The sequence below is a fragment of the Lentilactobacillus farraginis DSM 18382 = JCM 14108 genome (assembly GCF_000583655.1).
Lineage (GTDB): Bacteria > Bacillota > Bacilli > Lactobacillales > Lactobacillaceae > Lentilactobacillus > Lentilactobacillus farraginis.
In genome coordinates this window covers 1-23330 of record NZ_BAKI01000039.1, presented here as the reverse complement: position 1 = coordinate 23330, position 23330 = coordinate 1, and the positions used below count along the sequence as shown (strand labels likewise).

The 23330-nt window shown below is 38.3% G+C and carries 29 protein-coding genes and 4 pseudogenes; 27 read left to right on the top strand and 6 right to left on the bottom strand.

Features of this window, described 5'->3' with window-relative positions:
• A pseudogene (locus tag JCM14108_RS11075) lies at positions 1 to 283 on the bottom strand (hypothetical protein); the annotation flags it as partial.
• Positions 284 to 644: 361 nt separating this feature from the next.
• The gene (locus tag JCM14108_RS11065; RefSeq protein ID WP_035180844.1) at positions 645 to 1382 is read right to left on the bottom strand and encodes an XRE family transcriptional regulator; all 738 of its coding nucleotides are present in this window, start codon (positions 1380 to 1382) and stop codon (positions 645 to 647) included.
• A gap of 169 nt (positions 1383 to 1551) precedes the next feature.
• On the opposite strand from JCM14108_RS11065, the gene JCM14108_RS11060 reads away from it, so the two are divergent.
• Both JCM14108_RS11060 and JCM14108_RS11055 read left to right on the top strand, forming a co-directional pair.
• Positions 1552 to 1785, top strand: coding sequence for a helix-turn-helix domain-containing protein (locus JCM14108_RS11060; protein ID WP_035180843.1), 234 nt, complete (start codon positions 1552 to 1554; stop codon positions 1783 to 1785).
• Between the two features lie 82 nt (positions 1786 to 1867).
• Positions 1868 to 2152 (top strand): hypothetical protein, encoded by a 285-nt coding sequence (locus tag JCM14108_RS11055; RefSeq protein WP_035180841.1) that lies wholly within the window; start codon positions 1868 to 1870, stop codon positions 2150 to 2152.
• A gap of 394 nt (positions 2153 to 2546) precedes the next feature.
• Here the strand turns inward: JCM14108_RS11055 and JCM14108_RS11045 are convergent, their stop codons facing one another.
• The 3 genes from JCM14108_RS11045 to JCM14108_RS11035 all read right to left on the bottom strand — a co-directional run bounded on the left by JCM14108_RS11045 (position 2547) and on the right by JCM14108_RS11035 (position 5191).
• Positions 2547 to 3347 carry an ExeA family protein gene (locus JCM14108_RS11045; protein WP_035180839.1) on the bottom strand — a complete coding sequence of 267 codons (801 nt, stop codon included), beginning with the start codon at positions 3345 to 3347 and terminating at the stop codon, positions 2547 to 2549.
• Entirely contained in the window at positions 3347 to 4582 is a 1236-nt protein-coding gene (locus JCM14108_RS11040) for a DDE-type integrase/transposase/recombinase (protein ID WP_035180838.1), read from the bottom strand. Before JCM14108_RS11040 ends, JCM14108_RS11045 begins: the two co-directional genes overlap by 1 nt.
• Positions 4583 to 4645: 63 nt before the next feature.
• Complete coding sequence (locus tag JCM14108_RS11035; protein WP_035180836.1) at positions 4646 to 5191, bottom strand: DUF6431 domain-containing protein; 546 nt, start codon at positions 5189 to 5191, stop codon at positions 4646 to 4648.
• Positions 5192 to 5828: 637 nt separating this feature from the next.
• Here JCM14108_RS11035 and JCM14108_RS11025 point away from each other — a divergent pair.
• The 3 genes from JCM14108_RS11025 to JCM14108_RS14360 all read left to right on the top strand — a co-directional run bounded on the left by JCM14108_RS11025 (position 5829) and on the right by JCM14108_RS14360 (position 6590).
• Positions 5829 to 6155 carry a DUF771 domain-containing protein gene (locus JCM14108_RS11025; protein WP_008213898.1) on the top strand — a complete coding sequence of 109 codons (327 nt, stop codon included), beginning with the start codon at positions 5829 to 5831 and terminating at the stop codon, positions 6153 to 6155.
• Between the two features lie 12 nt (positions 6156 to 6167).
• Complete coding sequence (locus JCM14108_RS15960; protein ID WP_268872155.1) at positions 6168 to 6293, top strand: hypothetical protein; 126 nt, start codon at positions 6168 to 6170, stop codon at positions 6291 to 6293.
• 102 nt (positions 6294 to 6395) lie between these two features.
• Positions 6396 to 6590, top strand: coding sequence for a hypothetical protein (locus tag JCM14108_RS14360; protein ID WP_081759896.1), 195 nt, complete (start codon positions 6396 to 6398; stop codon positions 6588 to 6590).
• Here the strand turns inward: JCM14108_RS14360 and JCM14108_RS11020 are convergent.
• The gene (locus JCM14108_RS11020) at positions 6559 to 6750 is read right to left on the bottom strand and encodes a YozE family protein (RefSeq protein ID WP_235807134.1); all 192 of its coding nucleotides are present in this window, start codon (positions 6748 to 6750) and stop codon (positions 6559 to 6561) included. The two genes, JCM14108_RS14360 and JCM14108_RS11020, sit on opposite strands and share 32 nt — an antisense overlap.
• Positions 6751 to 6879: 129 nt before the next feature.
• Between JCM14108_RS11020 and JCM14108_RS14850 the strand changes: the two genes are divergently transcribed.
• From JCM14108_RS14850 to JCM14108_RS10920, 22 genes and pseudogenes are all read left to right on the top strand, one after another.
• Positions 6880 to 7038, top strand: a complete 159-nt coding sequence (locus JCM14108_RS14850) for a hypothetical protein (protein WP_169790410.1) — start codon at positions 6880 to 6882, stop codon at positions 7036 to 7038.
• Positions 7038 to 7307, top strand: a complete 270-nt coding sequence (locus JCM14108_RS11015) for a hypothetical protein (RefSeq protein WP_035180832.1) — start codon at positions 7038 to 7040, stop codon at positions 7305 to 7307. Before JCM14108_RS14850 ends, JCM14108_RS11015 begins: the two co-directional genes overlap by 1 nt.
• 19 nt (positions 7308 to 7326) lie before the next feature.
• Positions 7327 to 8183: pseudogene (locus JCM14108_RS11010) on the top strand (DUF1351 domain-containing protein).
• Positions 8184 to 8185: 2 nt separating this feature from the next.
• Positions 8186 to 8863, top strand: a complete 678-nt coding sequence (locus JCM14108_RS11005; protein WP_035180831.1) for an AAA family ATPase — start codon at positions 8186 to 8188, stop codon at positions 8861 to 8863.
• Positions 8864 to 8865: 2 nt separating this feature from the next.
• A pseudogene (locus JCM14108_RS11000) lies at positions 8866 to 10225 on the top strand (DEAD/DEAH box helicase family protein).
• A 14-nt stretch (positions 10226 to 10239) separates the two neighbouring features.
• On the top strand, positions 10240 to 10845 hold the full coding sequence (locus tag JCM14108_RS10995; protein ID WP_035180829.1) for a DUF669 domain-containing protein: 606 nt from the start codon (positions 10240 to 10242) through the stop codon (positions 10843 to 10845).
• A gap of 18 nt (positions 10846 to 10863) precedes the next feature.
• Positions 10864 to 13166 (top strand): annotated as a pseudogene (locus tag JCM14108_RS10990) (phage/plasmid primase, P4 family).
• A 277-nt stretch (positions 13167 to 13443) separates the two neighbouring features.
• The gene (locus JCM14108_RS10985; RefSeq protein ID WP_035180849.1) at positions 13444 to 13758 is read left to right on the top strand and encodes a VRR-NUC domain-containing protein; all 315 of its coding nucleotides are present in this window, start codon (positions 13444 to 13446) and stop codon (positions 13756 to 13758) included.
• Positions 13759 to 13760: 2 nt separating this feature from the next.
• Positions 13761 to 14174 (top strand): hypothetical protein, encoded by a 414-nt coding sequence (locus tag JCM14108_RS10980; protein ID WP_035180828.1) that lies wholly within the window; start codon positions 13761 to 13763, stop codon positions 14172 to 14174.
• Positions 14175 to 14254: 80 nt separating this feature from the next.
• Positions 14255 to 14584 (top strand): hypothetical protein, encoded by a 330-nt coding sequence (locus JCM14108_RS10975; protein ID WP_003636386.1) that lies wholly within the window; start codon positions 14255 to 14257, stop codon positions 14582 to 14584.
• 31 nt (positions 14585 to 14615) lie between these two features.
• Complete coding sequence (locus JCM14108_RS10970; protein WP_035180827.1) at positions 14616 to 15512, top strand: hypothetical protein; 897 nt, start codon at positions 14616 to 14618, stop codon at positions 15510 to 15512.
• A 112-nt stretch (positions 15513 to 15624) separates the two neighbouring features.
• The gene (locus JCM14108_RS10965) at positions 15625 to 15945 is read left to right on the top strand and encodes an HNH endonuclease (protein WP_225352719.1); all 321 of its coding nucleotides are present in this window, start codon (positions 15625 to 15627) and stop codon (positions 15943 to 15945) included.
• A 623-nt stretch (positions 15946 to 16568) separates the two neighbouring features.
• The gene (locus tag JCM14108_RS10960) at positions 16569 to 17087 is read left to right on the top strand and encodes a phage terminase small subunit P27 family (protein ID WP_003636406.1); all 519 of its coding nucleotides are present in this window, start codon (positions 16569 to 16571) and stop codon (positions 17085 to 17087) included.
• Positions 17087 to 17683, top strand: a complete 597-nt coding sequence (locus JCM14108_RS15505) for a terminase large subunit domain-containing protein (protein ID WP_237745811.1) — start codon at positions 17087 to 17089, stop codon at positions 17681 to 17683. The genes JCM14108_RS10960 and JCM14108_RS15505 overlap by 1 nt, the downstream gene beginning before the upstream one ends.
• Before the next feature lie 71 nt (positions 17684 to 17754).
• Positions 17755 to 18981 carry a terminase TerL endonuclease subunit gene (locus tag JCM14108_RS14130; protein WP_369385547.1) on the top strand — a complete coding sequence of 409 codons (1227 nt, stop codon included), beginning with the start codon at positions 17755 to 17757 and terminating at the stop codon, positions 18979 to 18981.
• 60 nt (positions 18982 to 19041) lie between these two features.
• Positions 19042 to 19206 (top strand): hypothetical protein, encoded by a 165-nt coding sequence (locus JCM14108_RS14845; protein WP_008214368.1) that lies wholly within the window; start codon positions 19042 to 19044, stop codon positions 19204 to 19206.
• 13 nt (positions 19207 to 19219) lie between these two features.
• Positions 19220 to 20368: a phage portal protein gene (locus JCM14108_RS10945; protein ID WP_035180824.1), complete on the top strand. Its 1149-nt coding sequence runs from the start codon at positions 19220 to 19222 to the stop codon at positions 20366 to 20368.
• Positions 20349 to 21050: a head maturation protease, ClpP-related gene (locus JCM14108_RS10940; protein WP_035180823.1), complete on the top strand. Its 702-nt coding sequence runs from the start codon at positions 20349 to 20351 to the stop codon at positions 21048 to 21050. Before JCM14108_RS10945 ends, JCM14108_RS10940 begins: the two co-directional genes overlap by 20 nt.
• A 3-nt stretch (positions 21051 to 21053) precedes the next feature.
• Positions 21054 to 22295, top strand: coding sequence for a phage major capsid protein (locus JCM14108_RS10935; protein WP_035180821.1), 1242 nt, complete (start codon positions 21054 to 21056; stop codon positions 22293 to 22295).
• A 63-nt stretch (positions 22296 to 22358) separates the two neighbouring features.
• The gene (locus JCM14108_RS10930; RefSeq protein ID WP_225352716.1) at positions 22359 to 22649 is read left to right on the top strand and encodes a head-tail connector protein; all 291 of its coding nucleotides are present in this window, start codon (positions 22359 to 22361) and stop codon (positions 22647 to 22649) included.
• Positions 22639 to 23001, top strand: coding sequence for a phage head closure protein (locus JCM14108_RS10925; RefSeq protein ID WP_003636420.1), 363 nt, complete (start codon positions 22639 to 22641; stop codon positions 22999 to 23001). The genes JCM14108_RS10930 and JCM14108_RS10925 overlap by 11 nt, the downstream gene beginning before the upstream one ends.
• Positions 22994 to 23330, top strand: a 337-nt coding sequence (locus JCM14108_RS10920) for an HK97-gp10 family putative phage morphogenesis protein (protein WP_035180820.1), incomplete at its 3' end; no start/stop codon positions are given. The genes JCM14108_RS10925 and JCM14108_RS10920, both read left to right, overlap by 8 nt.

Below are 23330 nucleotides of genomic sequence, written 5' to 3'. Positions count from 1 at the left end.
GAAGTATTTTAATAATAGCCTGGCAATCATCATTGGAAATATCAGGATCAATTAATTTTGCTATCGCTCTCTGATTTTTTGATAGTTCAGTAGGGTCCGCAGCTAAGGATGCTTCATTTGCATCGTTTAATAAATAATCAACAGCTTTTAATTTCTCAACTGATGGATTCTTAGTTTTCCAAGAATAAATAACATTTGCTTTCAATCCCGCTTGGTTATTTAATTGATATAAGCTAAGACCTCTTTTCTTTGAAATTCGTTTAATTTTGACGAATGCTTGCATATAAAATTCTCCCCTTTATAGTATTCACTTTGCTTATTCAAATTCTATCTCAACAACAGATTCTTCCAATTGATCAAGCATTTCGTTAACTGAAATAAAGTGTCGCCACTTATTAGGATCATGCTTAGCAAGTCCCTTAAAATTACTGCTGATCTTATCGTGGATATTTACCAAAAATTTGTAATACATATTAGCTGCTTCACGATCGATTCTTTCCTGTGGCCAACGTTTATCCAGAGAACGTTGGTTATTTTTTTCGGTTAAATATTGACTATTTAGGACTCGAACCTAAGCAAACCACCTGGTTAGTCGAAACATATGTTCTTTTAAAACTTTAAATGAAGCCCCCACATTTGGGAGCTCATAAGATCACTTTACCGATTACATTAACTTCATCACAATCAAACACCATGTCATCGTATGCCTTGTTAATTGATTTTAAGGTAACGGTATTATCCTCATTTACATAAAACTTTTTACAAGTAACACCAACATCACGGATGTGGACAATCGCAATTTCACCATTCTCAACCTCTGGTTGATAGTGAATGAACACCTGACTACCCTTTTTTAAGAGGGGCTCCATAGAATCACCATCCACAGTAACTAATTCATCAGCACCCGCGGGGACCTTCTCACCAGCAATCAGCTTGTGGATTAATTGGGTATCTTGATCCTCACCATTAATAGGGGAACCGGCAGCAGTTGAACGACCGTAAGGAATATCAACCAGCGGTTTGTGGTTAAACATTGAAGTTACTTTTTCGTTATTCTGTTCGTCTAATTGGTCACTGGCATAATTGTAAACTTTTTCTTGACGATCAGAGTTTAACCTTTTATTAATCCTTAGAATTCTTCTATCACTATCAGTTAATGAACCAATCTCATTCTCTTTGAATCCAAGAATATATTCTGGGGTAGTGTGTAACGCTTTAGCAAAAGCATCCACATTATTTAGTGGAAATTCTCTAGTTTTATTAAAATACCTTGATAATGCTGACTTGGCCATGTTTACACGTCTGGCCAGTTCACTAAGTGTTAAATTCTGCTCATTTTTTAATTCAATAAGTGTGTCGATTATTTCGTCATTTGTTTTCAATAGAAACCCTCCTTGCTTACCATCACATTATAGCACCGTTCCCAATCGGAAACAATCAAGATATTAAAAAAACTTTTTGACTATTTTTTTAATTATCATGTTGACAATTGGGAACGAATACGATATTCTTTAAGTGTTCCCAAATGAGAACGTAAGGAGATGGAAAATTATGTCAGTAGATTTAAGAAGAGTCAAAGCTGAAAGAATTGCGAAAGGATATTCGCAAGAGGACATGGCCAAAATGCTAGGTTGGAAAAGCAGAGCAACATATTCCAAGCGGGAAACCGGTAAAGTTAGTCTGGGAGCTGATGAACTTGCAAAGATTGCGAGCGTGCTCGGATTCTCTAATGATGAATTAGGAATTTTTTTTACAATAACCGTTCCCAAAAGAGAACGAGCTTAGAAAGAGACTTTCCAAGTGACGATCAACCTTTTATTTACTCCGGATTCGTCCACACAGCCAGCATAGAAAGGAGGTGAATTAAATGGACGAAATAACACGTGTCGGAAATGTTCCGAAAGGTTTTAAAGGTAAGAGCGCCAAAAATGCTGATTTTATAGATTTAGCCAATTTTAAGATAGAGCAACAAATATCCACGGATAGTCAAAAGAAATACCCAGCTTTCCTAGGAGCGTTAACAGTGACCATTCAATTCAGTAACGGTACAACATCAAGTGACCCCCAGCAGGCAGTGCTGGAGGCCATCGAAAAATTAATTAATACTGGTTCAGCTCGGATTTCTGGAATCGTCACGAACACCGAAGCCTGAAATACGATCATGTTCAAAATCTTCGTACAAATGATAAGTGTATTTATCAGCGGGTAATTTATTTAATGAGTCTTTAATATCAGCTAAAGGATACTTATTAAATAAATTTAAAACAGATTTTGTATATTTTGTGCCGACAACACGGTTAGGCGAAGCATCCAAAATATTTAATAATCTGTCGGTAAATTCTTTATTGATGGTCATCTTTAATTGTCGCGCGTCGCGCTCTTCCAGCGGTTAAAAGTCATTTTATTTCGGCCATATATTGAACTATGAGCTGGATTAAAATGACTTTTTGTCTGGATTAATTATTTTACCGTCAGATTCTTCCAGCATCTTATCTTGGGATACATAAAAACCAGCCGTTAGGCTGGTCTAAATGATGTCGGTTGGCTTAAAGTAGCGCTAATTCGGAATTGGCTTCAAAGACAGTTTCATTATCAATGATTTTTTGTTGCTTATTAGCACCCAAAATTAAACACTGCGTGATAATCAAATCTAGTCGGCGAATGCTTTCACCGGCATTCTTAATAATCGTTTGCACGGCTTCTTTATTGATGATTGGTGACGTTACACCAGCCGCTTTAAACTTATCATTCACATAGTGAACGGCTTCTTCGTTTTCCATACCGATAACTTGATAATTGATCGCGATTCGCTGTCTAAACGCTTCAAACTGCGGTCGTTGTATCCTTTGAGCTAAAACGGGCAGGCCCGCCAGTATAACAACGCATTTCTTCTGCGCATCCATGTCAAAGTTAGTAATTAACATTAGTTCATCGAGGATGGCGCCATTTAGATATTGGGCTTCATCGATAATGAAAATTGGCGTGACGCGTTCAATATCATGCATTTCGGTAATTCGTTCTTGAATCTGCCGAAATTTCTGTGCTTTCCGATAAGCGGGTTCCAACCCAATATTGACTGCCAGCTGATCGTAAAAGTCGCTAACACTGACCGTTGATAAAGGAATATAATTAACCCGATATTGATTTGGATCTAATTGGCGGACAAAATCCCGTAAAATAATGGTTTTGCCGGCCCCCGGCCGACCGGTTACGACGCCCAGCCCAAGGGTCTTAATCAGATAGTTTAAACGAAACGTCAATTCCTTATAATCAATGGTCTTGATCACTGTTTGTACTGATTTATCGAACGGATTATGGGTCATTCCATAATACATTAAGTAGTCCATTATTGATCCTCCGTCATTCTAATTCGCTCTCGTTTGGCATGCCCATTATGAATCTTATCAACCAGCGAAACTGGCACTAACTGTTCGTTCCATTCAATGTATACAGCTGAGTAATCCGGCTGGTAACGAACCATTACCTTTTCACCAATGGTTGCCCGGCCGGTTTCATACTGTCTTGAATTAAGATTGATGGTCCCATCGTGATTGACGACCCGTGCTTCACGATGTAAAAACGCCATGTTTAAGCGCCGAGCCTCAACTTTATGAATCATTTCAGGTTCCGTACTGAGCCGATCAATCGGCGCTTCTTTATTAGGTAAGTTTCGATTGGATTGATTATTCCGATCGCGTACGTAGTCCGCGAAAGATTGTTTGAGTTCTGCGATTGACGAATAATCATCGTAATTAATATTCGCCATCCACTGCTGTTTCATAACGCCAAACCAGCGCTCAATCTTGCCTTTTTGATTGCCATGATAGATTTGGGCATGTCGGATACCGATTCCCAATTCAGCACAGATTAACGCCAATTGCTTATTAACATAGGGCTTGCCGTTATCGGCATACAATTGTCGTGGCTTACCATACGTCGCAATGGCTTGTTTGAGTGCCAGTTGAACGGCGACTGAATCATCTTTGTAAGACAGGTGCCAGCCGACTAAATAGCGCGAGGCATCATCAATAATGCCGACAATATAAACTTTGCGTTTGTGGCCATCATTGGTGATAAAGGGTCCGTGAGTGGTATCCATCTGCCAGAGTTCATTAACGTGCGCCATTTCAAAAGCGCGCATGTCTTCGATATGATCCCGTCGAAGGTCGGGAACTACCTTAGCTAAATAACGCTGGATGGTACTCTCTGATGGAATTCCCGTTGGAAAAAAGCCGGTGCTAATCATTTTTCGCCGGATAGTGGTCGCCGGTCGGCGTGGATTCTCTGTTTTTAGCCGAATAATTTCATCTTTTTGGCCTTCCGTGAGCCTACGGCTAGTCCCGCGATCTTTTCTTGGCTGCGGTTTCAATCCTGAAAAGCCGGCTTTTCGGTATTTGGTTGCCCATTCCCGTAAAGTGCCCATTTGGACGTATCCGCTGCTGCCACCGGGAAATTGACGCTCCGTTTCGGCAATTCGTCGCATATAAGCGGTTTTATTTTGATCGGGGAAATCATTATTGATCAATGGAATCACCAGGTTATAGCGAAATAAAGCAATGTCATCGATATCTTGATTAGTCATGTCTGTTTACCTCAATTTATAGGATAGAATTAAGGATAACGGACGCCAACATTGCTGATAAGATTAAACTATGTGGTTTGTAAAAAGATCATGAAAGGGTTGGGTCCAGGCTGAAATAATTTGCATCAAACGACGTTTCTGATGATAGTGATTGTACAGATAGGCTGCTTCAATTGGGCCTGATTCCAAGAGGCCGAAGGCCTTGACAAGGGCACCATGCCACTGATCGAATTGTCTGAGCCAGTATCGAATCAGACTACTGGCAACTTCAAACCGCTTTTCGGCATAGTAAACCGATTGCCCCTTACTTGCCTTGATAACTGCCAGAACCGTTCCCAAAATATAACGCTTGAACGGTATGATCGCTGGCGGTAAAACGACAAATGTTTTGCCACAAGTACAGATCATTCGTGACACCATAATCTGGATGCGTTTGGTTGCCGTGAGATAAATATTTCTTAAATAGCGACCATGGATTCTCAATCCCACCGGATTGTGACAGTGTGGGCACTGAAGTCTATCTAACACCCGAAACAGGTAGTGATCATATTTTTTTTGATAATATGTATTTAGGTCTATGCAACGACCGTTTTTTCCAGTATGATTCATGAAGGGAGTTCCTTTCTGTTTGATTGTTTTTCTTGGTCGTTAAACAATTCTACAGGTGAAACTCCTGTTTTTGTACTCTTTTTTTATATTAACTGGAATATTTTGCATATTAAAACCGGCAAATAATTCCAACAACCGTTAAACCGTTGCTGGGATTATTTGCCGGTTTTTGCTGATATAAAGCTGGTATTTTGTGCTGGTCGACATTTAATCACCTCGATTAATTGGGATAAATTAAGTATACAACTAAGCCAGAATTGGAAGTGAATTAAATGGATCAAAAACTTCATAATGCAGTACGAGAATATTTATTGGAACTATTGAGTGAAAAAAGTAAAAGTCCAGAAATGGCTGCAACCATTGCTGAACTTTATAGATTGTTACTTGAATAAGACACTCATGATGTCTCTTCGGTCAATGCTAAAGATTGTATCACCAATAAATTTGACTTCTCCGTTAGCATCATTTAAAGAAAAATCAGCAAAATTAGTAATTGATATCTTTTCACCCATAATATCCATAGTTTGAATTTTCTTTAAATTAGAGACCGAAATTGAATCATGAGACTTTGTGGTAATTACCACAGTATTCATAGAGTTCACCTCGATCAATTGGAATAACTAAAGGAAGTGACAAAATGTCTCAAGTCATTAGTGCTAAAGTATCAATTCAAATTCCTGATAATTTTGAATTGATAAATAAGGAAGATTACCAAAAGTTAAAACGGGAATCAACATTTGGACGGACTTGGAATTTAAACGATCTTCGTAAATGGTGTGGGAACAAATCACCACAATGGTTAAAAGAAAATTTCTTGGAAAATCCAAAATATTCACGGGAAATGCAAGCCTTAATGGATGATAGATATTTAGTCCATCGTGGCAGTAAAGGTAGTCCCTGGTTGTTTAAAGCTACCAAAATGCAGCAGTTCCTGGAGGATCATTGGAGTGAATTCAACTGGTAAGGAGGTGTAAAAATGGTTTTAATTTTACCACAGTGGTTAGACTATGTAATTTTTAGTGCGATTGGTTTTTGGGTTGGGACTGAGTATATGAAGTATAAAGCGAATCCAAAAACTTTTTGGAAAGAGTGGTTTGATTAATGGAATCATTGGAAGTACTAGTTTTATTGTTCTTAGCAGCCCTGGTCATTGAATACTTTATACCAACTGGGCGTCACTAAAAAATAGAAAGGAATCATATCGATGAATAAATTGCAAAAGTATTCGACATCTGAATTAATAGGTGAATTAAGAAAAAGAAAGGAAGCCCAACTGTTCCATGGTGGCCTTTATGCCAATACTGAAATACGAGGCAAATATGGCCAAGAAAATATGAAGCTTCCAAATGATTACTGGATTTTATTAATTAGCGACTTTTCTCCGCTAGATAGTAATTAAAGGCGTTGCGAACAATTTCTAATTCAGGATTTTGGGGATTTACTGATTTGATATATTTTTCTAAAGTTTCCCAATCTAAATTTCCTTTGGGAAACGATCTATCAGATTTCGCGTCTCGGGCCAAATCACCGATTGGCAGACTGACGTCTTTAAATCTCATTAACCAATTGTAAAAATCCATAAGAATTCACCACCTTAATTATATGCACTAAATAGCCCACTACCGCAAATGGGTGGACCAGCTAACAACTATAACTACTAATATTATAACACCTGGAGGGTCATCAGAATGAAAACATTAACAATACAGAACCGTATCAAACGTTTGAATATGATTATTGGACGTACACCCGTGGAAAAAGATCATAGCTTGTTGGCATATTTCTTTGTCCTAGATAAAGAAAAGCAACGACTATCTGAATATATTTTACATCACGAGGTGGAATAATGACTAAATTTTGGAAAGCAGTTGGTGTAATGGATTCCCAAATATTAGAAACTGGTGTCTCTCGTGCCGACGTTATGCGAAAGCTCAGCATAAAGTATCCGACTTACGTCGTAACTGGGACCGACAAGGATTTTATGAAGAAGCAGAAAGAACGAGTCCCAATTTATCCCGAACCAATTAGATTAATCTGTGGCAGAATCACAAAATCTAAAAGAAAAGAAATAGCGTCAATGAAGAATTCAATTGATCAACGACACTATTTACATTAAAAGATGGAGGTAAATATAAATGGCAAATGAATTATCCCTACCAGAATACACGATTGACTATCAGCTACCTGTGATTACAATTAATAATTTTGATCAATTAAAAACAGCTGTAGAAGCATATGCCAACAAATATCAAGGAATGGCAGTAACAGCTTCCACAGAAAAAGAAGCCAAGTCCAGCCGGCAGAGCTTCGGAAATTGAAGCAAGCTCTTGATGATAAACGTAAGGAAATTAGAAAAAAATATGCTGAACCATATCAACGGTTTGCAGCTCAAATTAAAGATTTGGAAATGACCCTGGATAGTTCGATTAATCCAATCGATGCTGGGCTAAAGGAATTGGAAGATCAGCAACGCCAGCTTCGCTTAAAACATGTTCAATCTCTGATTGCTGAAATGGCACCTAATTACCATGTGGAACCAGGCGAGGTTGAAATTGATCCTACTTGGTTAAATAAAACCACCACCAAGAAGAAAGTAACCGAAGGAATTGCTGATGTGATGGGTTACATTAAAAAGCAACACGATGATTTAAAAACCGGTATCAGTACTATCACCAAATATGCTCAAGCTTATCACATTGATCCAGCTGGTTGGATCGACCAGTTGAAGCAAGGCCAAGATGTTAATTATTTGCTTCAAGCAATTGATAATCAGGTCAAACTAAATAAACAAAAACAGCAGACTCTGGAAGCACAAGCAGCGGAAGCACAAACACATCAAATTCAGCAGAAAGATAAAACGATTGATACCAACACTGGCGAAGTTGTTTCCCATTCAGTGTCTTTAAAAATAACGGCAACAATTCCACAAATGAAACTGTTGAGGGCTTTCATGGATAGTAACCAAATTCGTTATCAAAGAGTAGGTGCTTAATCATGAAGACGATTGAAGCTAAAGATTTGCAGCGAACCTTGAATTGGCGAGTCATTCTATATGCTAAACCCGGAACTGGGAAAACAACTTGTGTTAAATATTTACCTGGTAAAACTAGAATTTTTGATTTGGATAACTCCGCTAAAGTATTAGCTGGCATTAGCAACGTTACAGTCGATGAAATGGATCGAACTCACCCCGAAGAAGACATGAAGCAGTATCTTGAACAGGCATCAGAATTGATTGTTGGTTACGACAATTTAGTTATTGATAATGTGTCAAGCTTTGAAAAAGATTGGTTTGTGGAAAAGGGTAAGGGTAGCCATAATGGCATCTCAAATGAATTGCAGGATTATTCACAGTGGACTAATTATTTTTCGAGAGTAATGACTGCTATCTACGCGTTGCCAGTTAATGTATTAACTACAGCTTGGGAGACGCAACGCCAGATTACCACTGAAAATGGTCAACAATTTAATCAATATGCACCCGAAATTCGTCAAAGCGTGATGGACGGAATGTTGGGATTATGTGATGTGGTTGGTCGGTTGATTATTAATCCGAAGACTAACGGTCGTGGCGTTATGCTGCAAGGAAATGACTCGATTTATGCCAAAAATCGTTTGGACAATCGAACCATGTGTGCTGCTAAGGACTTATTTATGTTTGGCGGTGAATAGTATTGCCATTTAAATTATTTGATTATCAACAACGATTAGTAGACGAAACCCGTCAAAAGCTTGCTGAAGGCAATCATGGTGTTTTAATTGTTTCACCACCAGGAAGTGGTAAGTCAGTTATTATTGCAGAAATTGCCAGATTAACAGTTGCTAAAGGTGGACAAGTCATGTTTTTCGTCCACAGACAGGAACTCGTGAATCAAATAACCCAATCTTTTCAGAAACAAGACGTTGATTTAATGCACTGCACAATTATGACTGTGGGCAAAGTTGCTAATCGATTAGATCACTTGCCTAAACCAAACTTAATTATTTGCGATGAATCGCAACATAGTCGGGCAAAAACATATTTAAAATTTTAAATACTATTCGGATGTTCCTAGGCTTGGATTCTCAGGCAGTCCGTGGCGAATGAACGGAGCAGGGTTTGACGATATTTATTCTGCTATGGTCAAAGGCCCCACGGTTAAGTGGTTAATTGAACACAAAAAACTAAGCCCATATAAATACTACAGTGTGACATTGTTTAATGACGAAAAGCTAAAGAAATCAAGCACTGGCGATTATACCAATCAGTCTGTTAGTGATTCAGCAAAGCCCACTTTGTATGGCGATATTGTTAAAACTTGGATGGATAAAGCATTTGGACAGCGAACCATTGTTTATGCTCATGATACTCAACATAGCAAACAAATTGCGGCTGAATTTAGAAAAGCGGGTATCAGTGCAAAACATTGTGATTCTAAAACTCCTAGTGACGAAAGAAAACGTATTATGAGTGATTTTAGAAAGGGAAAGATCACTGTTCTATGTAACTTTGGATTGGTTGATGAAGGATATGACGTCAAAGAGTGTACGTGTTGTGTAATCGCACGGCCAACTGAAAGCTTGGTATTTGATATTCAAGCAACAATGCGTTGTATGCGATATTTGCCAAATAAAATGGCCACTATCATTGATCATGCAGCTAACTATACCCGTTTTGGTCTGCCTGATACTCCACGACAATGGAGCCTTGAAGGACGACCTAAGAAAAAACGAAGCAATAATACAACGTCAACGCCGATTAAAACATGCCCCCATTGTTGGGCAGTAATTCCCGCCCAGTGCCATGTTTGCCCACAATGCGGGAAAGAAATTCAAGTTGAAACCGAACAAATGGATGTGGATGCCACTAAACAACTTGAAAAAGTTGGTGAGTTCAAATTAACTACCGACTACACAACTGTTAAGCTCGGCAAGATGAAACCGGAAAATGCCCAGAATATGAGCGAATTATATCAGATTGCAAAAGCCCGTGGATATAAGCCCGGTTGGGCCTATATGCAGGGTAAGCGATTGGGACTTTTAAACAAAAAATAAGGAGATAACAAACTATGGCTTTTATTACAACAGACTACTCAAACAATGAACACCAAACTTACGGGGCACTGCCAACAGGTACCTATGAAATGGTAATCAAATCAGCACAGGAAAAGGCAACACCGAGTGGTGCCGAATCCTTACAACTGGATTTAGTCGTTCGTAACGATTTGAACGGGGTGAAGGCATTGGCAAACACAAACGCCAAATACCAAAACCGCCATGTATTTATGGATAACTGGAAGCGTAAAAAAACGAACCAATACGATACCAAGAGTTTTCAATACATTTTGGAAGCTGTGGGCATCCCCGAAGGCCAACCGATTAATTCAATCGAAGATTTTACCAAAGCGATTGCCAACCGCCCGGCAAAAGTATATGTCAAAAAAGGCGTTGATGATTACAACGGTGAAAAGAAAGATGTTAACCAAGTAGCCCCGTGGAATTTTGAAAAGTCTGATTTTCCTAAAGTGGCACATGTATGGAAAGATCAAAAAAATGGCAATAATCCATTCGCTGAAAATAGTGAACCACAGAATAATGCACCGGCGGCCAATAATGATCCATTCGCCAATTCCGGTGATTCGATTGATATTTCTGATGATGATTTACCATTCTAAATTCGGGGGTATTAAAAATTGAGATATGAAAACATACCAAACGAGTTGCGGGCCTTGAAACAATGGGGGCTTTTCAAAAAGATTTGGAAGCCGGAACGCAACAAGTACACGAAAATTCCCCACAATGCAATCGATGGTGGCGCTGGGCGCACAAATGATCCAAATAGTTGGACTGATTACCAAACGGCGTTAAGAGCATTGAAAACGTACGATATGGATGGGTTGGCATTCTATTTTGCGAATGGTTATGTCGGCTTGGATATTGACCACATCGCCGATGAACTGGATCGATTCAAAGCTGGTGATTATCAACAAAATACCGTTCGTGATGTATTAACCATGACAAAATCATATGTTGAAATTAGTTTATCCGGTACCGGGATTCATGCTATTTTTAAAGGCAAAATTCCTGGTGATCGACGTCGCAAAGGCAACGTTGAAATGTATGAGTCCGGACGATTCTTCGCGTTAACTGGTAATACGGTTGGCAGATATGCGGATCACATCAATGCCCCGGATCCGCAAGTAATTAAACTGATGTACACCAAATTCTTGGGTAAAGATAACGTGGTTAAATTGCCCAACCACACGCCAATCCGTAAGAATGATTTATCCATTGATGAAATTGTTAGACGAGCCGAATTAAGTAAGACCGGCAAACGGTTCAAGATGTTTATGAAGGGCGGTTGGGATGGTTTCTATACATCCCAGAGTGAAGCGGATATGGCATTTGCCAACGATTTAGCGTTTTGGACGGGACGAGATTTTAACAAAATGGATGAGATATTCAGAAAATCCAGTTTGATGCGGCCAAAATATGACGAGAAACACGGCAAAACCACGTATGGAATTGGATTGCTGAACAAAGCCATTAACGAAACCCAGGAAACTTTTAACCCACAGCGAGAACCGTTAAACAAGTACATTATCAATTTTGGCAAAACCAAAAAGGCTAAGAAAATTCCCCCTCGTTCGTGGATGATACCGGAAATGCTGATCGATTCATGGATGTGTTCGGCAAGCTGGTTAAATATTCCTATATTGATAAATCTTGGTATTTCTATAACGGCAGTTATTGGGAAATGGATAACGAAGGCAAAGTAGCCCAATTCGTTGATATGACGGTTAACAACATGAAAAATGAAAAGTTGGTGGTTGCCGCTGATGTCGATCCTGAAAAAGCTAAAAACGCCTGGCGTACTTTTCTAAGAAAAAGCCGTTCAAACAGTGCCAAGCGGGCCATGTTAAACGAGGTGCAACATCGAGTGCCGGTATTACATGGCGAGTTTGATAAGGATATTACATTGCTAAATGCTGCCAACGGCTACATTGATTTAACCAACGGCATTCTGAAAAACCACGATATTGATAAAATGTTTTCCCAGCAAGCTAGTGTGGAATACACCGATAATATCGACTGCCCCGAATGGACGGAGTTTTTAAATCAGATATTTGATGGTGACAAAGAATTAATTCACTACATTCAAAAAGCTGTGGGTTATTCATCCACAGGCAGCATTAAAGAACAGGTGATGTTTATTCTTTACGGTAATGGTCGCAATGGTAAAAGTATTTTTACTGATATGATTTCGGATATTCTCGGAACCTATGCTAAATCGATGCAGGCTAAATCCATTATGGTGAAGCAGAATGATTCCGGTGCTAATTCCGATATTGCCCGGCTGGAAAATGCCCGGTTAGTTACATCAAGTGAACCAAATGAGGGTGTGAGATTGGATGAAGGATTAGTTAAGCAGTTGACCGGTGGTGATAAAGTAACTGCCCGGTTCCTTTACGGAAAAGAGTTTGAGTTTAAACCACAGTTCAAATTGTGGTTGGCTACCAACCACAAGCCAATTATTCGGGGTACCGATGATGGTATTTGGCGGCGATTAATGTTGATTCCATTTAAAGTTCAAATTCCAGTTGAAAAGGTTGATAAGGATTTGAAGTACAAACTGCAACGTGAATCTGTGGGCATTCTTAACTGGATTGTTGAGGGAGCACTAATGTGGCAACACGAAGGATTAAACCCACCAATTAGCGTTACCCGTGCCAGTCGGCAATACCGTGAAGAGATGGATGTTGTGAGTTTGTTTGTGGATGATTGTTGTGATCGGGGTGATGAATATCGTGCCCCAGCCGGTGAACTATTCAAAAAGTATCAATCCTGGTCGAAAGAAAATTCTGAATACTCAATGAGCAAACAGAAATTCGGACGTGAAATGAAACAGAAGTTTGAGATGAAACATTCCAGAGTTGGGAACGTTTATCAAGGAATAAAGCTGAAAGTTAGTCCAAATATGAATTGGATTAAGTGATGTGAAGGATGTGTGAAGGATAAGTGAAGGATAAATTAAACTCGAAATCCCTTGTCGCCCTAAGTATTATTACTCTTTTTACCCTATGTGAAGGATGAATCATCAAAAGTATATATATAAAAAGTAAGAAAGACTATATATAGTAAACACTTTATTTTGGTTTATCCTTCACACGTAAAAAATAATGGCTAATCCATTACTGGCACAAGGATTACAGCGATTTGTTTATCCTTCACATTATCTTTCACATCCTTCACAACCTGTGGGAGTGATAAAAATCAAATCAGAACATCAGATTCAAAACGAGATTTTAATGGCGTTATCAAGTCATGACTGCACCGTGTGTCGGAGCAATGCAGGTAAGGTTATTACCAAAGATAATCGGATTATTGCTTTGTTCCCGAAAGGTTGGCCGGATATTACCGGTTTTGAACATCATAGTGGAAAAATGATTTTGATTGAAGTTAAAAATGAACGAGGCAAGTTACGTGAAGATCAGAAGCGGTTTGCCAAATTTATTAAGCAATATCCAGTGTTATATGGTGTTTGTCGTTCTGTAGATGACGCGTTAAAAATAATTGGAGGTAAATAAAAATGACAGTAAAGATTGTTGATAAGGAATTGTTCAATATGTACCAAAGCACAATGGCAGAAAGTATTTCTGATTGGAAGAGAATAGCTAAATTCGCCAAATTCATTGATAAATATGCCAATGATGAGACTATTTCTAACCGCGATGATTTAGCTAACGTTGTGGATGCAATCTTGAATCATGAAAAGGTTGAATTATCCGTTCCTAAATATCGTTTAAAAATGAATGGCATGGTTGGTAGTAATGGGCAACAGTATGTATCTCGACGAGTAGATGATCGTGGTGGGTATTTCATCTGTGGAGTACGTAACCCACACGTTGATCGAGGCGAAATCACACAACAATTTACACGGGATGAAGCTGAATTTCTGAAGGATTTATTAAATAACTCAAGTATCCAAAGTGTGGAGGAGTGACGATAGTAACCAGATATGTAAAACCGTGATAAGATTAATCCCACATGAAATGAATATATTACAGATTGGATGGATTAAAAATGAATGAACTAGTTAAACGAGTAATTGAATTAGAAAGTCAATACAATGGTTCAATGAATAATGTGCCAGCAAATAAGTTGTCTAGTTTGCAAGCTTATGCTAATCAAATAGCCCCAGAAAAAATGGTCAAAAGTACTCGGAATGCTGTTAGAAGTAAGCAGTATCAACGTTATTTCTTGATGAAGTTAACTCAATTGGTTATTAATGGCAATGATATTAAAAATATTCAGAAGCAATTAAATGCTGATGAGGTAATTAATATGCACGGAGAACGGATGATGAGTAAATCTGCTGTACTAAAAGCTATGAAATATCATCATTTGGTGTAACAGTTACTTCAAAATTATTGGTGGTGATCCTTTGAAAGATGAAGTGTTAGTTAATTCAATTACTAATTGTCGAAATTTTAGAAATGGGGTTAATCGAATTCATTATGCGATTTATTGTTCAACCAATGATGCGTTTAACTTACTATTACAGCAGACGCTAAAACGAGTTCATTACTGGGAGTGCAAAGACAAAGTTAATTTAATCGCAGCTTTTACTGATAAGAGCAATCCTGAATTTAAAAATAAGCAATGGGCAATTACCTATGCTGCTAAAGATGTGGTTGAAGATTATTATGGTCACAAGACGTTATTGGTAGAGAATTTTGATAAATCTGATGAACTTGGACAATTGGCGCCTATAAATTGTAAAAGTTCAGTGTCAGTTGATAATTCATTGGTAAATAAAGTTAGTTCATTATTCCCGACGGATAAAACCAAACTGTTTGTAAAAAGCCTGCTTAAATATGGAAAAATAGCTACAATGGATATTTTTTCAATGACTGATAAAAAGTTTGAACATGCATTGTATGATCGTATAGCTTACGTTAAATCAAATGCACAAATGTTTACTGAACAGTTAAGTGTCTTCGATCATCAGGATACGTTAGATAAACTAAAGGTATTAGGTGATTTTGAATATTGCCTTAATAAATACGCTGATCCAATGACATTAAACAGCGAAGTTCACACCTTATTTATCAGCAATAGCGACTTGTTCAATGATATATTCGATTACGCAACTAAAGTATATGGAATGAAATACCAAGGCATTGTTTGGAAATCGTTTGGTTTAATTAATGATCATCAATTGAAACTGGATGAATACAAATTAATTGATTCAATCATTGATTTACAGCAGGAATTAAGTAAACAGTTCGTACCGAAAGAAGGACAGGTGAGCTTATATGAAGCTACATATCTGTCATGAGGTTGGCTGTCAAACATTGATACCAATGGGGCAAAGGTATTGCAGTGAGCACGTTACACAGCACCAGAAGCCCAACCATGCAGTCAGTTCTGCACGAAACCGAGAGTACAATATGTACTATCGTGATCAAACAGCGAATCAGTTTTATCACTCAAAGGAATGGAAAAAGATTCGGCAATTTGTTGCTGCACGAGATTATTATTTAGATGCAGTCACTGGCTTGCCAGTCTCAAACGATAAGATTATTGTTGACCACATTGTGCCTAGACGTGTACTATCTGTTGATAAATGGTTAGACATGGATAACTTATGGTGCTTGTCACCGACTACGCATAATACGAAAACCAAGATTGAACAATCACTCAATCAAAACCAACTCAAACACTGCAGCAAACGTTGGTGGATTAAAGTATTATCTGAACGCACGAAATAAACATCCCTGATGTAGGAAACTCCTGCCAGCTTGGATGGTAATAATTTCAGGGGTGGGTACCGTTTCTTGGATGGTGGGGATCTTCATCAACAAAATTAAAAAAAGATGTCTTTGTGAAACGACAAAGTGTTTTTCAGGTGGTATCATGTAGGTAATCGGAATAAATATTTCTGATGAGGTTTACTTATTAAAAACAATTTTTTCAACCTCCTCTGGGTGATATAGATATAAAGAAAAAATTGTTTAAAGCTTACTGTTTGAATCTTACAAAAAAATACAATTTAGGTGAATGTTTAAACACCCCCGGGGTGGTGAAAGCCTAGGGGAGCGCACGCCCAGCAGTAGCGCACGTTAAAAGTTGTAAATTCAAAACTTTTTTATGGGCTTACTATAACTGGGTGCACGCAATTTCACAAATTGCTTATATGAATAACCCTACTATAATGACTATGTATATTTCCCTCCTAAAAGTTAATATAATTAGACGTTTTTTCACGATTGTAGGGTGTATACGTTCGAACAGTGTGTTTAATGATTTTTTTGTGATTCATTAGTCTAAATGAATCAGATTGAAAGAGTCCCTATTGGGGGCTCTTTTTTATTGCTTGGAGGTGAACTAAAAAATGCCAAAACAAATGAAACTAACTACAGACAAGCATGCTCGCAAGGATCAGCGAGTTAGAACTCAAAAACTAATAACGGAAACTTCTGGAATGGATTTGATTCAAAAGAGTTGTCCAAAATATCTGTCAAGTTATGCGCGAGCAATGTGGACGAAACTTGTACCAATTTTGCAAGCATCAGGATATGTTAAACAGGCCGACAAGGGAACAATTGAAGCGTTTTGTATTAACTATCAATTATTGCGGAAAGGCTATGACTCAATTAAAACAGATGGTGTTGTCACCAAAGTTTCTAAAACTGTGGTCAATCAACGAACTGGAGAAACATATGAAGACAACGCAGGCTGGAAACGTAATCCGGCATCACAAATTATTGATTCTGCTACGGCAAAATTAAACAGCTTAGCACACGAATTAGGCTTAACACCATCTGCACGAGCCTCATTACTGCAACTCTCAGATGACAACGATGAGGAACCCAATATTAAAGAGATGTTAAATGGGGGAAGTGAGTTTTAGTGGTACAGGAATTTGATTTTACTCAAAGAAATACTAACTTGGATAAAATCTTTCAGCAGCTTGATGGGAAAGGCTACTTTGATGAAATCAAAAGCAAATACCGTGATCCGGCCACTGTTTATTGTTACCGGGTATTAACTGGTCAACAGTTAGCCTGCAAAACAATTAAACTAGCAGCGTTTAGACATTTGAATGATTTAAAACGATCTACGGAGGATAAGTTTCCGTATTACTATGATTTGGATAAATGCCGAAATATCTGTAACTTCGCACGCATGTGCCCTGATGTTTCTCAAAACAAGCCGATACCACTGATGATTTGGCAACAAGCAATCTTGTGCCTTTCTCAGGGATGGCGAACAAAGGAAGACAAGCAGAAGCGATTTGAGCGATGTATGGTTTCAGTGGCTCGGACTAATGGTAAGTCATATTTATTGAATATCTTGATCCTTTACGCTTACTTGGTCGAGGCTAGTGACCAGTTTAACGCCGATTTATGTTACTTGGCGCCGGTTGATAAGCAGTCTAAGAAGTCTTGGCGTTACATTAAACAGACTTTTAACAGCTTACAAGAAATGCTGGATTTCGTAAATTAATCAAGGATCAGAATATTGCGATTAATGATGATGTTTTGAAATCCACGAAGACTCAAAACCAGATATTACGAATGACAGCTGGTAGTGCACAATTAGATGCCTTTCATTTCCTCTTTGCTACTGTGGATGAATACGGGGATGAAAACTTTAATTCAGATGTGATTTCTAAGGTCACTTCTGGACAAGTTCAAACCAGTAACCGACAAACATTTTTTATCAGTACGGCATACAGTAACCCTAAAGTCCCGATGTATAGTGATGTTAGACGACTCACTAAGGTGATGGAAAAAGATTCTAACCGAACGGAAGATTCAACGTTGGCATTAATTTGGCAGCAGGATGACCAAGATGAAGTTGAGAACCCCGAAACATGGGTGAAAAGTAATCCATTACTAGATTTACCGGCTAAGCATGATACCCTACTGAAAGGGTTAATTAGTGAACGTGATTCTAAGCTGGAAGACGGTACGTTAAATGATTTCATTAACCGTAACCTCAATATGTGGTTGCAGACGGCTAAAGATAAATATTTGAAACTAGATGATATTCAAAAGTCAGTTGTTTCTGATTTCGAAATTGATAATCAAGATTGCTATGTGGGTTTTGATTTATCACATGCTTCAGATGATACGGCTTATAGTTTTGTTTTCCCACATTTGAATGGCGAACAAAAGAAATATTTCATCTTGCAGCATTCATTTGTTCCGTTAGCCCGAGCAGATAATTCCATTATTGTGAAAGAAAAACAAGATGGAATTAATTACTCAAACGCAGAAAAGTTAGGCTTTTGTGATATTTCGCAAAATTCTTATGGCTTAATTGATGAAGATTTTGTTGGACGCTGGTTCCTGGATTTTGTTAACGATCATCATTTGAAAGTTAAGGCCTTCATTTATGATCCTTATCAGGCTAGTGCAATTACTGATTGGTTGGATAATAATATGCCAGAAGTGCCTTTTATTACTTTAAAGCAAGGGACGGTTAGTTTGAGCTCGCCCACAGTATTTTTGAGAAATCAGTTTATTGCGGGAAATATTGAGATGCTGGCTGATCCGATTTTGCAGACCTGCTTGGCTAACGCTGTAACAGTGGCTAATCCATATGGTATTAAAATTGATCGAACGGCGTTGACTTCGAAAATTGATTGTGCCGATGCCACTATCGATGCCATGTCTCAAGCCCTTTTTTATTTTGAAAATCCTAATCATGGCCTTAAAGAAGATAAAAAGAATCCATTTAATGGAATGAGTAATGAGGAGGTCAACGAATTCTTTACCAGTGATCATTTTAGTTTTTAATATTTTCAACACTTGTTGGGTGATATATGTAGTGAATAAATTATTAGGGAGGCAGATTAGTTGAATCTGAAACAACTATGGACAGGTTTAATCACTAACCTGTCTTTTATATTATTTTTATTTGGGTTAATTGCATTTGTGGTTGCCGCAAGCCTTATTAATTTTATTGTAGGTTGGGTAGTGGCCGGGATTGCTTTAATCGTTTTAGCCTATGTCATTTCGTGAAAGGAGGCGTTGAATGCTGAACCCCTTTAAAAATTTTATGTCAAAACAAACACAAACAATTAGTACCACCGGGTATTCACCATTTATGTTAAATGGTACATTGTTATCCACTAACACTGTGGATGCAGACGGAGCACTGCAAAATAGTGATATTTATGCGGTGATTAATCGAATTGCAGGTGATGTGGCCAGCTGTGAATTTAAAACAGACCAATATAGCAACATGCTAAATCAGCCCAGCACATTATTGAGTGCTTATAATTTTTGGCAAGCAGTTAGTGCTCAAATGATGTTAACTGGCAACGCCTTTGTTCTAATTCAGCGAAATGGCAATGGAAGTCCAGCAGGGTTGACCTTAATCCCGTTTTACCAGGTCAGCATTACTTTAGATAATCAACAAAATGTTCTTTATTACACAGTTAATTACGGTGATGACCGAGGGCAGGTGACATATTTAGCTGCCGACGTTTTACATTTCCGATTGTTTGTTTCCGGACAAGTTGCCACTGAATTGGTTGGTAGCAGTCCGCTAAACAGTTTAGCTAAAGAAATTAACATCCAGAACTATAGTAATCAATTGTCACTGAGCAGTTTAAAGAATGCAATTGCGCCTAGTTATACGATTACGGTTCCGGCGGCCAAATTGGAACCGGAAGCTAAAGAAAATATTAGAAAATCGTTTGAGAATCAGAATTCTGGTTCGAATGCTGGTCGACCAATTGTTTTGGATCAATCTGCTCAGCTTGATTCCTTACAGATTAATCCGGATATAGCTAAATTATTAAATAATGCCACGTTTAGTCAGACCCAGATTGCCAAGGCTTTTTGTGTTCCAGATAGTTATTTAAATGGTCAAGGTGACGAACAATCATCAATTGAGATGATTCGTTCTTTGTATCAAAATAGTTTGAGCCTATATATTCGGCCAATTGAATCAGAATTGTCTTTAAAGTTGGGAATCGACATTAAAATGGATATTAATTCGGCTATTGATGTTGATCATCAGCAATTAATTAGTAATATTACTAAATTAAGTACTGGTCAGTCACCAGCATTAACGCCACAACAAGCACAAACAATTCTGAAACAAGCGGGAGTTTTTCCTGATTTGAAAGTTTCAGCAGTGGAAGGAGGTGATGATAATGACAACAGTACCAATTAAAGGTGTTGTATCTAGTGATGATGATGCTGAAGTATATGAATTCTTTGGCTATTCAACAGTTACTCCTTCCGCAGTTAAAGATGCGTTAAGCACTGCAAATGGTCAAAATATTGTTGCCGAAATTAATTCACCGGGTGGCGATGTGTTTGCCGGTTCTGAGATATATACCGCACTTAAGAATTATACCGGTAATGTGGAAGTTGACATTGTTGGATTAGCAGCGAGTGCGGCCAGTGTCATTGCAATGGCTGGTGATACGATTAAAATTTCGCCAACGGCTCAATTAATGATTCATCGGGCTTCCACTGTATCTCAAGGGAATGCAGATGATTTATCCAGCGATTTACAAGGCTTGAACTCGACTGATCAATCAATTGCAAATGTTTATGTGCAACGAACAGGACTGGATCCGCAAACAGTCATGCAAATGATGGCCAAGGAAACTTATATCAATGCAAAAGATGCCGTTGAGCAAGGATTTGCAGACGAAATGATGTTTGACGATCAACCAGCCAAAGTTACTAATATGCTCTCGCCGGTTATGTTGAGTAATCAGGCAATTAGTAAAATTAAATCATTGTTAACCAAAGTAAAAGAAAAGCCTAAAGAAACTAATAGCCAAACTAGTGACCAATTACGATCACATAAGTTGGCTATTTTATTTAAGAAAGAAGGAAATTAAATTATGGATTTAAATAAGCTGCACGATGCTTGGCTTGAAGCTGGTCAAAAAGTAACGGACCTTCAAGAAAAGCGTAATCAAATGGCAGTTGAACTGAACGATTCTCCTGAAAAATATTCAGATGAGGATCTAACTAAAATTGCTGATTCAATTGATAAAGCAAAGAAGACCCGAGATTTTGCTAAAGGTGCATATGATGATGCTTTAGCAACGGCTAAATTAGTAAAGCCTGATAAACCAGCTGCAGGTGGTCAAAAAGATGTTACGCCAAAAGACAAGCCTAAGTTTATTAATATTGTCAAGGGAGCCTTAAAGGGTGATCCAAAGTTTTTGAATTTGATGTCTAGTGGACTTGATGCCAACGGAAATGGTGTTGGCTTGACAATTCCAGAAGATGTCCAAACGGCCATCAATACTTTAAAACAAACCTTTACATCATTGGAGCCACTAGTAACTGTGGAAGGAGTTAATGCACCTTCGGGATCACGAGTTATTGAGCCACGACAGTCAGTGACCCCATTTGCCAACTTGGATGATGAAACAGCCCAAATTGGGAATAATGATGATCCGGCAGCCTTTAAGCCATTAAATTATAAAATTCATCGATATGCCGGAATTTCTAGTATTACAAATACTTTGATGAATGATAGTGATGCAAATCTATTATCATATTTGGAAAACTGGATTGCCAAGAAGGATGTTATTACCCGGAACAGTGAAATTTTGCAAGCATTGGCTAAGTTACCAAGCGCACAAAAAACCACAGTTGATAGTTTTGACGCCATTAAGGATATTTACAACAAGGAATTGGATCCACTGATTTGGAATGAATCTGCATTTGTTACTAACCAATCAGGCTTTGCTGTTCTGGATAAAGTCAAGGATAATAACGGACAATACGTCATTCAACCTAACCCGCTTAATCCATCACAAAAAATGTTGGCTGGTAAGACAATTACAGTTATTGCCGATGCCTTTCTGCCAAACGATGGTAACAGTTTCCCACTGTACATCGGTGCTTTGAAAGAAGCAGTTAGACTTTTCGATCTCCAACAGATGTCTTTGTTGGCTACTAATATTGGTGCTGGTTCTTTTGAAAGTGACTTGACTAAGATTCGTGCCATTGATCGCTTTGATGTTGAGTTGTGGGATACTGAATCGGTCATTTATGCGCCATTTACTGGATTAGCAGATTTAACTCCTGCTGCAAAGACTAGTGGGACTACTAGTTCAACTGGCAAGTAATTTAAATAAGTCGCCAATGAAATAAACAATACAGTGATGGGCGGCTGTTAGGAGGGGTGTCATGTGACGGTTAATCCGACAGAATTAATGGATGAGTTGCATATTGACCAAAGTCCGACTGAATTAACGACTGTTACCAATTTGATTAATGAGGCAACTGAGATTGTCAATCATTCAGTCAGTTCAACTGAAACCCAATATCAAGCCTCATCAATTTACGACTTAGCAATAAAAACACTGGCAACTCAATTATATTATGATCGGGAATTATCTAGGGGGATGTCGGCTGGTTTGTTGATGATGCTAGATCAACTCCAAGGAATGGTTTCAGGAAGTGATCCGGATGGCACTTAATAAATTTAGTCCGGAGCAGTTTAATCGGCAAGCCCAGTTTGGAACGGCTTTACCAACAATTAATCCTAATACTGGTGCATCAGGAACGCAATTTAAACCACAGTTCGTGTTATGGTGCATGCCTTATACGCGAACTAACACACAGAACGTTTCGCTTTTGGGAACAGATTTTGAAGATACTATTCAAATTGTTATTCGACACAATCCGTTAATTGACAAAGGTCTGTTAGTTCAATATCAAGACCAACTGTATCAAATCGTTAATTTGAGTTTAGATGATAGCAATAAAATTGTGACTTATGACATTTTGACTCTACAGATTAATGAGAGGGTTGGTAAAAAACATGGTTAGTATGGCCGAACAATTAGACGATTATTTAGCGAAAATAAAGCGACTGGTACCCAACCGGGCGGAAAGAACTATAATCACTAAAGCCGGTGCCGATGTTTTACAAAAGAAATTAGCTGATGAAACTAAACGGCTACATTATAGTAATCGAATTGCTACCGGAAATGATCCTCACTTGGCTGATAGTGTATTAGTTAGTTCGAAAAATGTTGATGGTGATGTGGATGGGACAGCGACAGTTGGCTGGGTCAAGAAAAAAGCAGTGATTGCTCGCTGGCTAAATGATGGCACTGTTTACATTGTCGGTGACCACTTTGTGGAAAAGACCCGTG

Bases quoted from the DNA above. Each gene is read 5' to 3' on its own strand.
- JCM14108_RS11060 (WP_035180843.1), top strand. From the start codon at position 1,552: ATGTCAGTAGATTTAAGAAGAGTCAAAGCTGAAAGAATTGCGAAAGGA.
- JCM14108_RS11055 (WP_035180841.1), top strand. From the start codon at position 1,868: ATGGACGAAATAACACGTGTCGGAAATGTTCCGAAAGGTTTTAAAGGT.
- JCM14108_RS11045 (WP_035180839.1), bottom strand. From the start codon at position 3,347: ATGGACTACTTAATGTATTATGGAATGACCCATAATCCGTTCGATAAA.
- JCM14108_RS11040 (WP_035180838.1), bottom strand. From the start codon at position 4,582: ATGACTAATCAAGATATCGATGACATTGCTTTATTTCGCTATAACCTG.
- JCM14108_RS11035 (WP_035180836.1), bottom strand. From the start codon at position 5,191: ATGAATCATACTGGAAAAAACGGTCGTTGCATAGACCTAAATACATAT.
- JCM14108_RS11025 (WP_008213898.1), top strand. From the start codon at position 5,829: ATGTCTCAAGTCATTAGTGCTAAAGTATCAATTCAAATTCCTGATAAT.
- JCM14108_RS15960 (WP_268872155.1), top strand. From the start codon at position 6,168: ATGGTTTTAATTTTACCACAGTGGTTAGACTATGTAATTTTTAGTGCG.
- JCM14108_RS14360 (WP_081759896.1), top strand. From the start codon at position 6,396: ATGAATAAATTGCAAAAGTATTCGACATCTGAATTAATAGGTGAATTA.
- JCM14108_RS11020 (WP_235807134.1), bottom strand. From the start codon at position 6,750: ATGAGATTTAAAGACGTCAGTCTGCCAATCGGTGATTTGGCCCGAGAC.
- JCM14108_RS14850 (WP_169790410.1), top strand. From the start codon at position 6,880: ATGAAAACATTAACAATACAGAACCGTATCAAACGTTTGAATATGATT.
- JCM14108_RS11015 (WP_035180832.1), top strand. From the start codon at position 7,038: ATGACTAAATTTTGGAAAGCAGTTGGTGTAATGGATTCCCAAATATTA.
- JCM14108_RS11005 (WP_035180831.1), top strand. From the start codon at position 8,186: ATGAAGACGATTGAAGCTAAAGATTTGCAGCGAACCTTGAATTGGCGA.
- JCM14108_RS10995 (WP_035180829.1), top strand. From the start codon at position 10,240: ATGGCTTTTATTACAACAGACTACTCAAACAATGAACACCAAACTTAC.
- JCM14108_RS10980 (WP_035180828.1), top strand. From the start codon at position 13,761: ATGACAGTAAAGATTGTTGATAAGGAATTGTTCAATATGTACCAAAGC.
- JCM14108_RS10975 (WP_003636386.1), top strand. From the start codon at position 14,255: ATGAATGAACTAGTTAAACGAGTAATTGAATTAGAAAGTCAATACAAT.
- JCM14108_RS10965 (WP_225352719.1), top strand. From the start codon at position 15,625: ATGTACTATCGTGATCAAACAGCGAATCAGTTTTATCACTCAAAGGAA.
- JCM14108_RS10960 (WP_003636406.1), top strand. From the start codon at position 16,569: ATGCCAAAACAAATGAAACTAACTACAGACAAGCATGCTCGCAAGGAT.
- JCM14108_RS14130 (WP_369385547.1), top strand. From the start codon at position 17,755: ATGACAGCTGGTAGTGCACAATTAGATGCCTTTCATTTCCTCTTTGCT.
- JCM14108_RS10945 (WP_035180824.1), top strand. From the start codon at position 19,220: ATGCTGAACCCCTTTAAAAATTTTATGTCAAAACAAACACAAACAATT.
- JCM14108_RS10940 (WP_035180823.1), top strand. From the start codon at position 20,349: ATGACAACAGTACCAATTAAAGGTGTTGTATCTAGTGATGATGATGCT.
- JCM14108_RS10935 (WP_035180821.1), top strand. From the start codon at position 21,054: ATGGATTTAAATAAGCTGCACGATGCTTGGCTTGAAGCTGGTCAAAAA.
- JCM14108_RS10925 (WP_003636420.1), top strand. From the start codon at position 22,639: ATGGCACTTAATAAATTTAGTCCGGAGCAGTTTAATCGGCAAGCCCAG.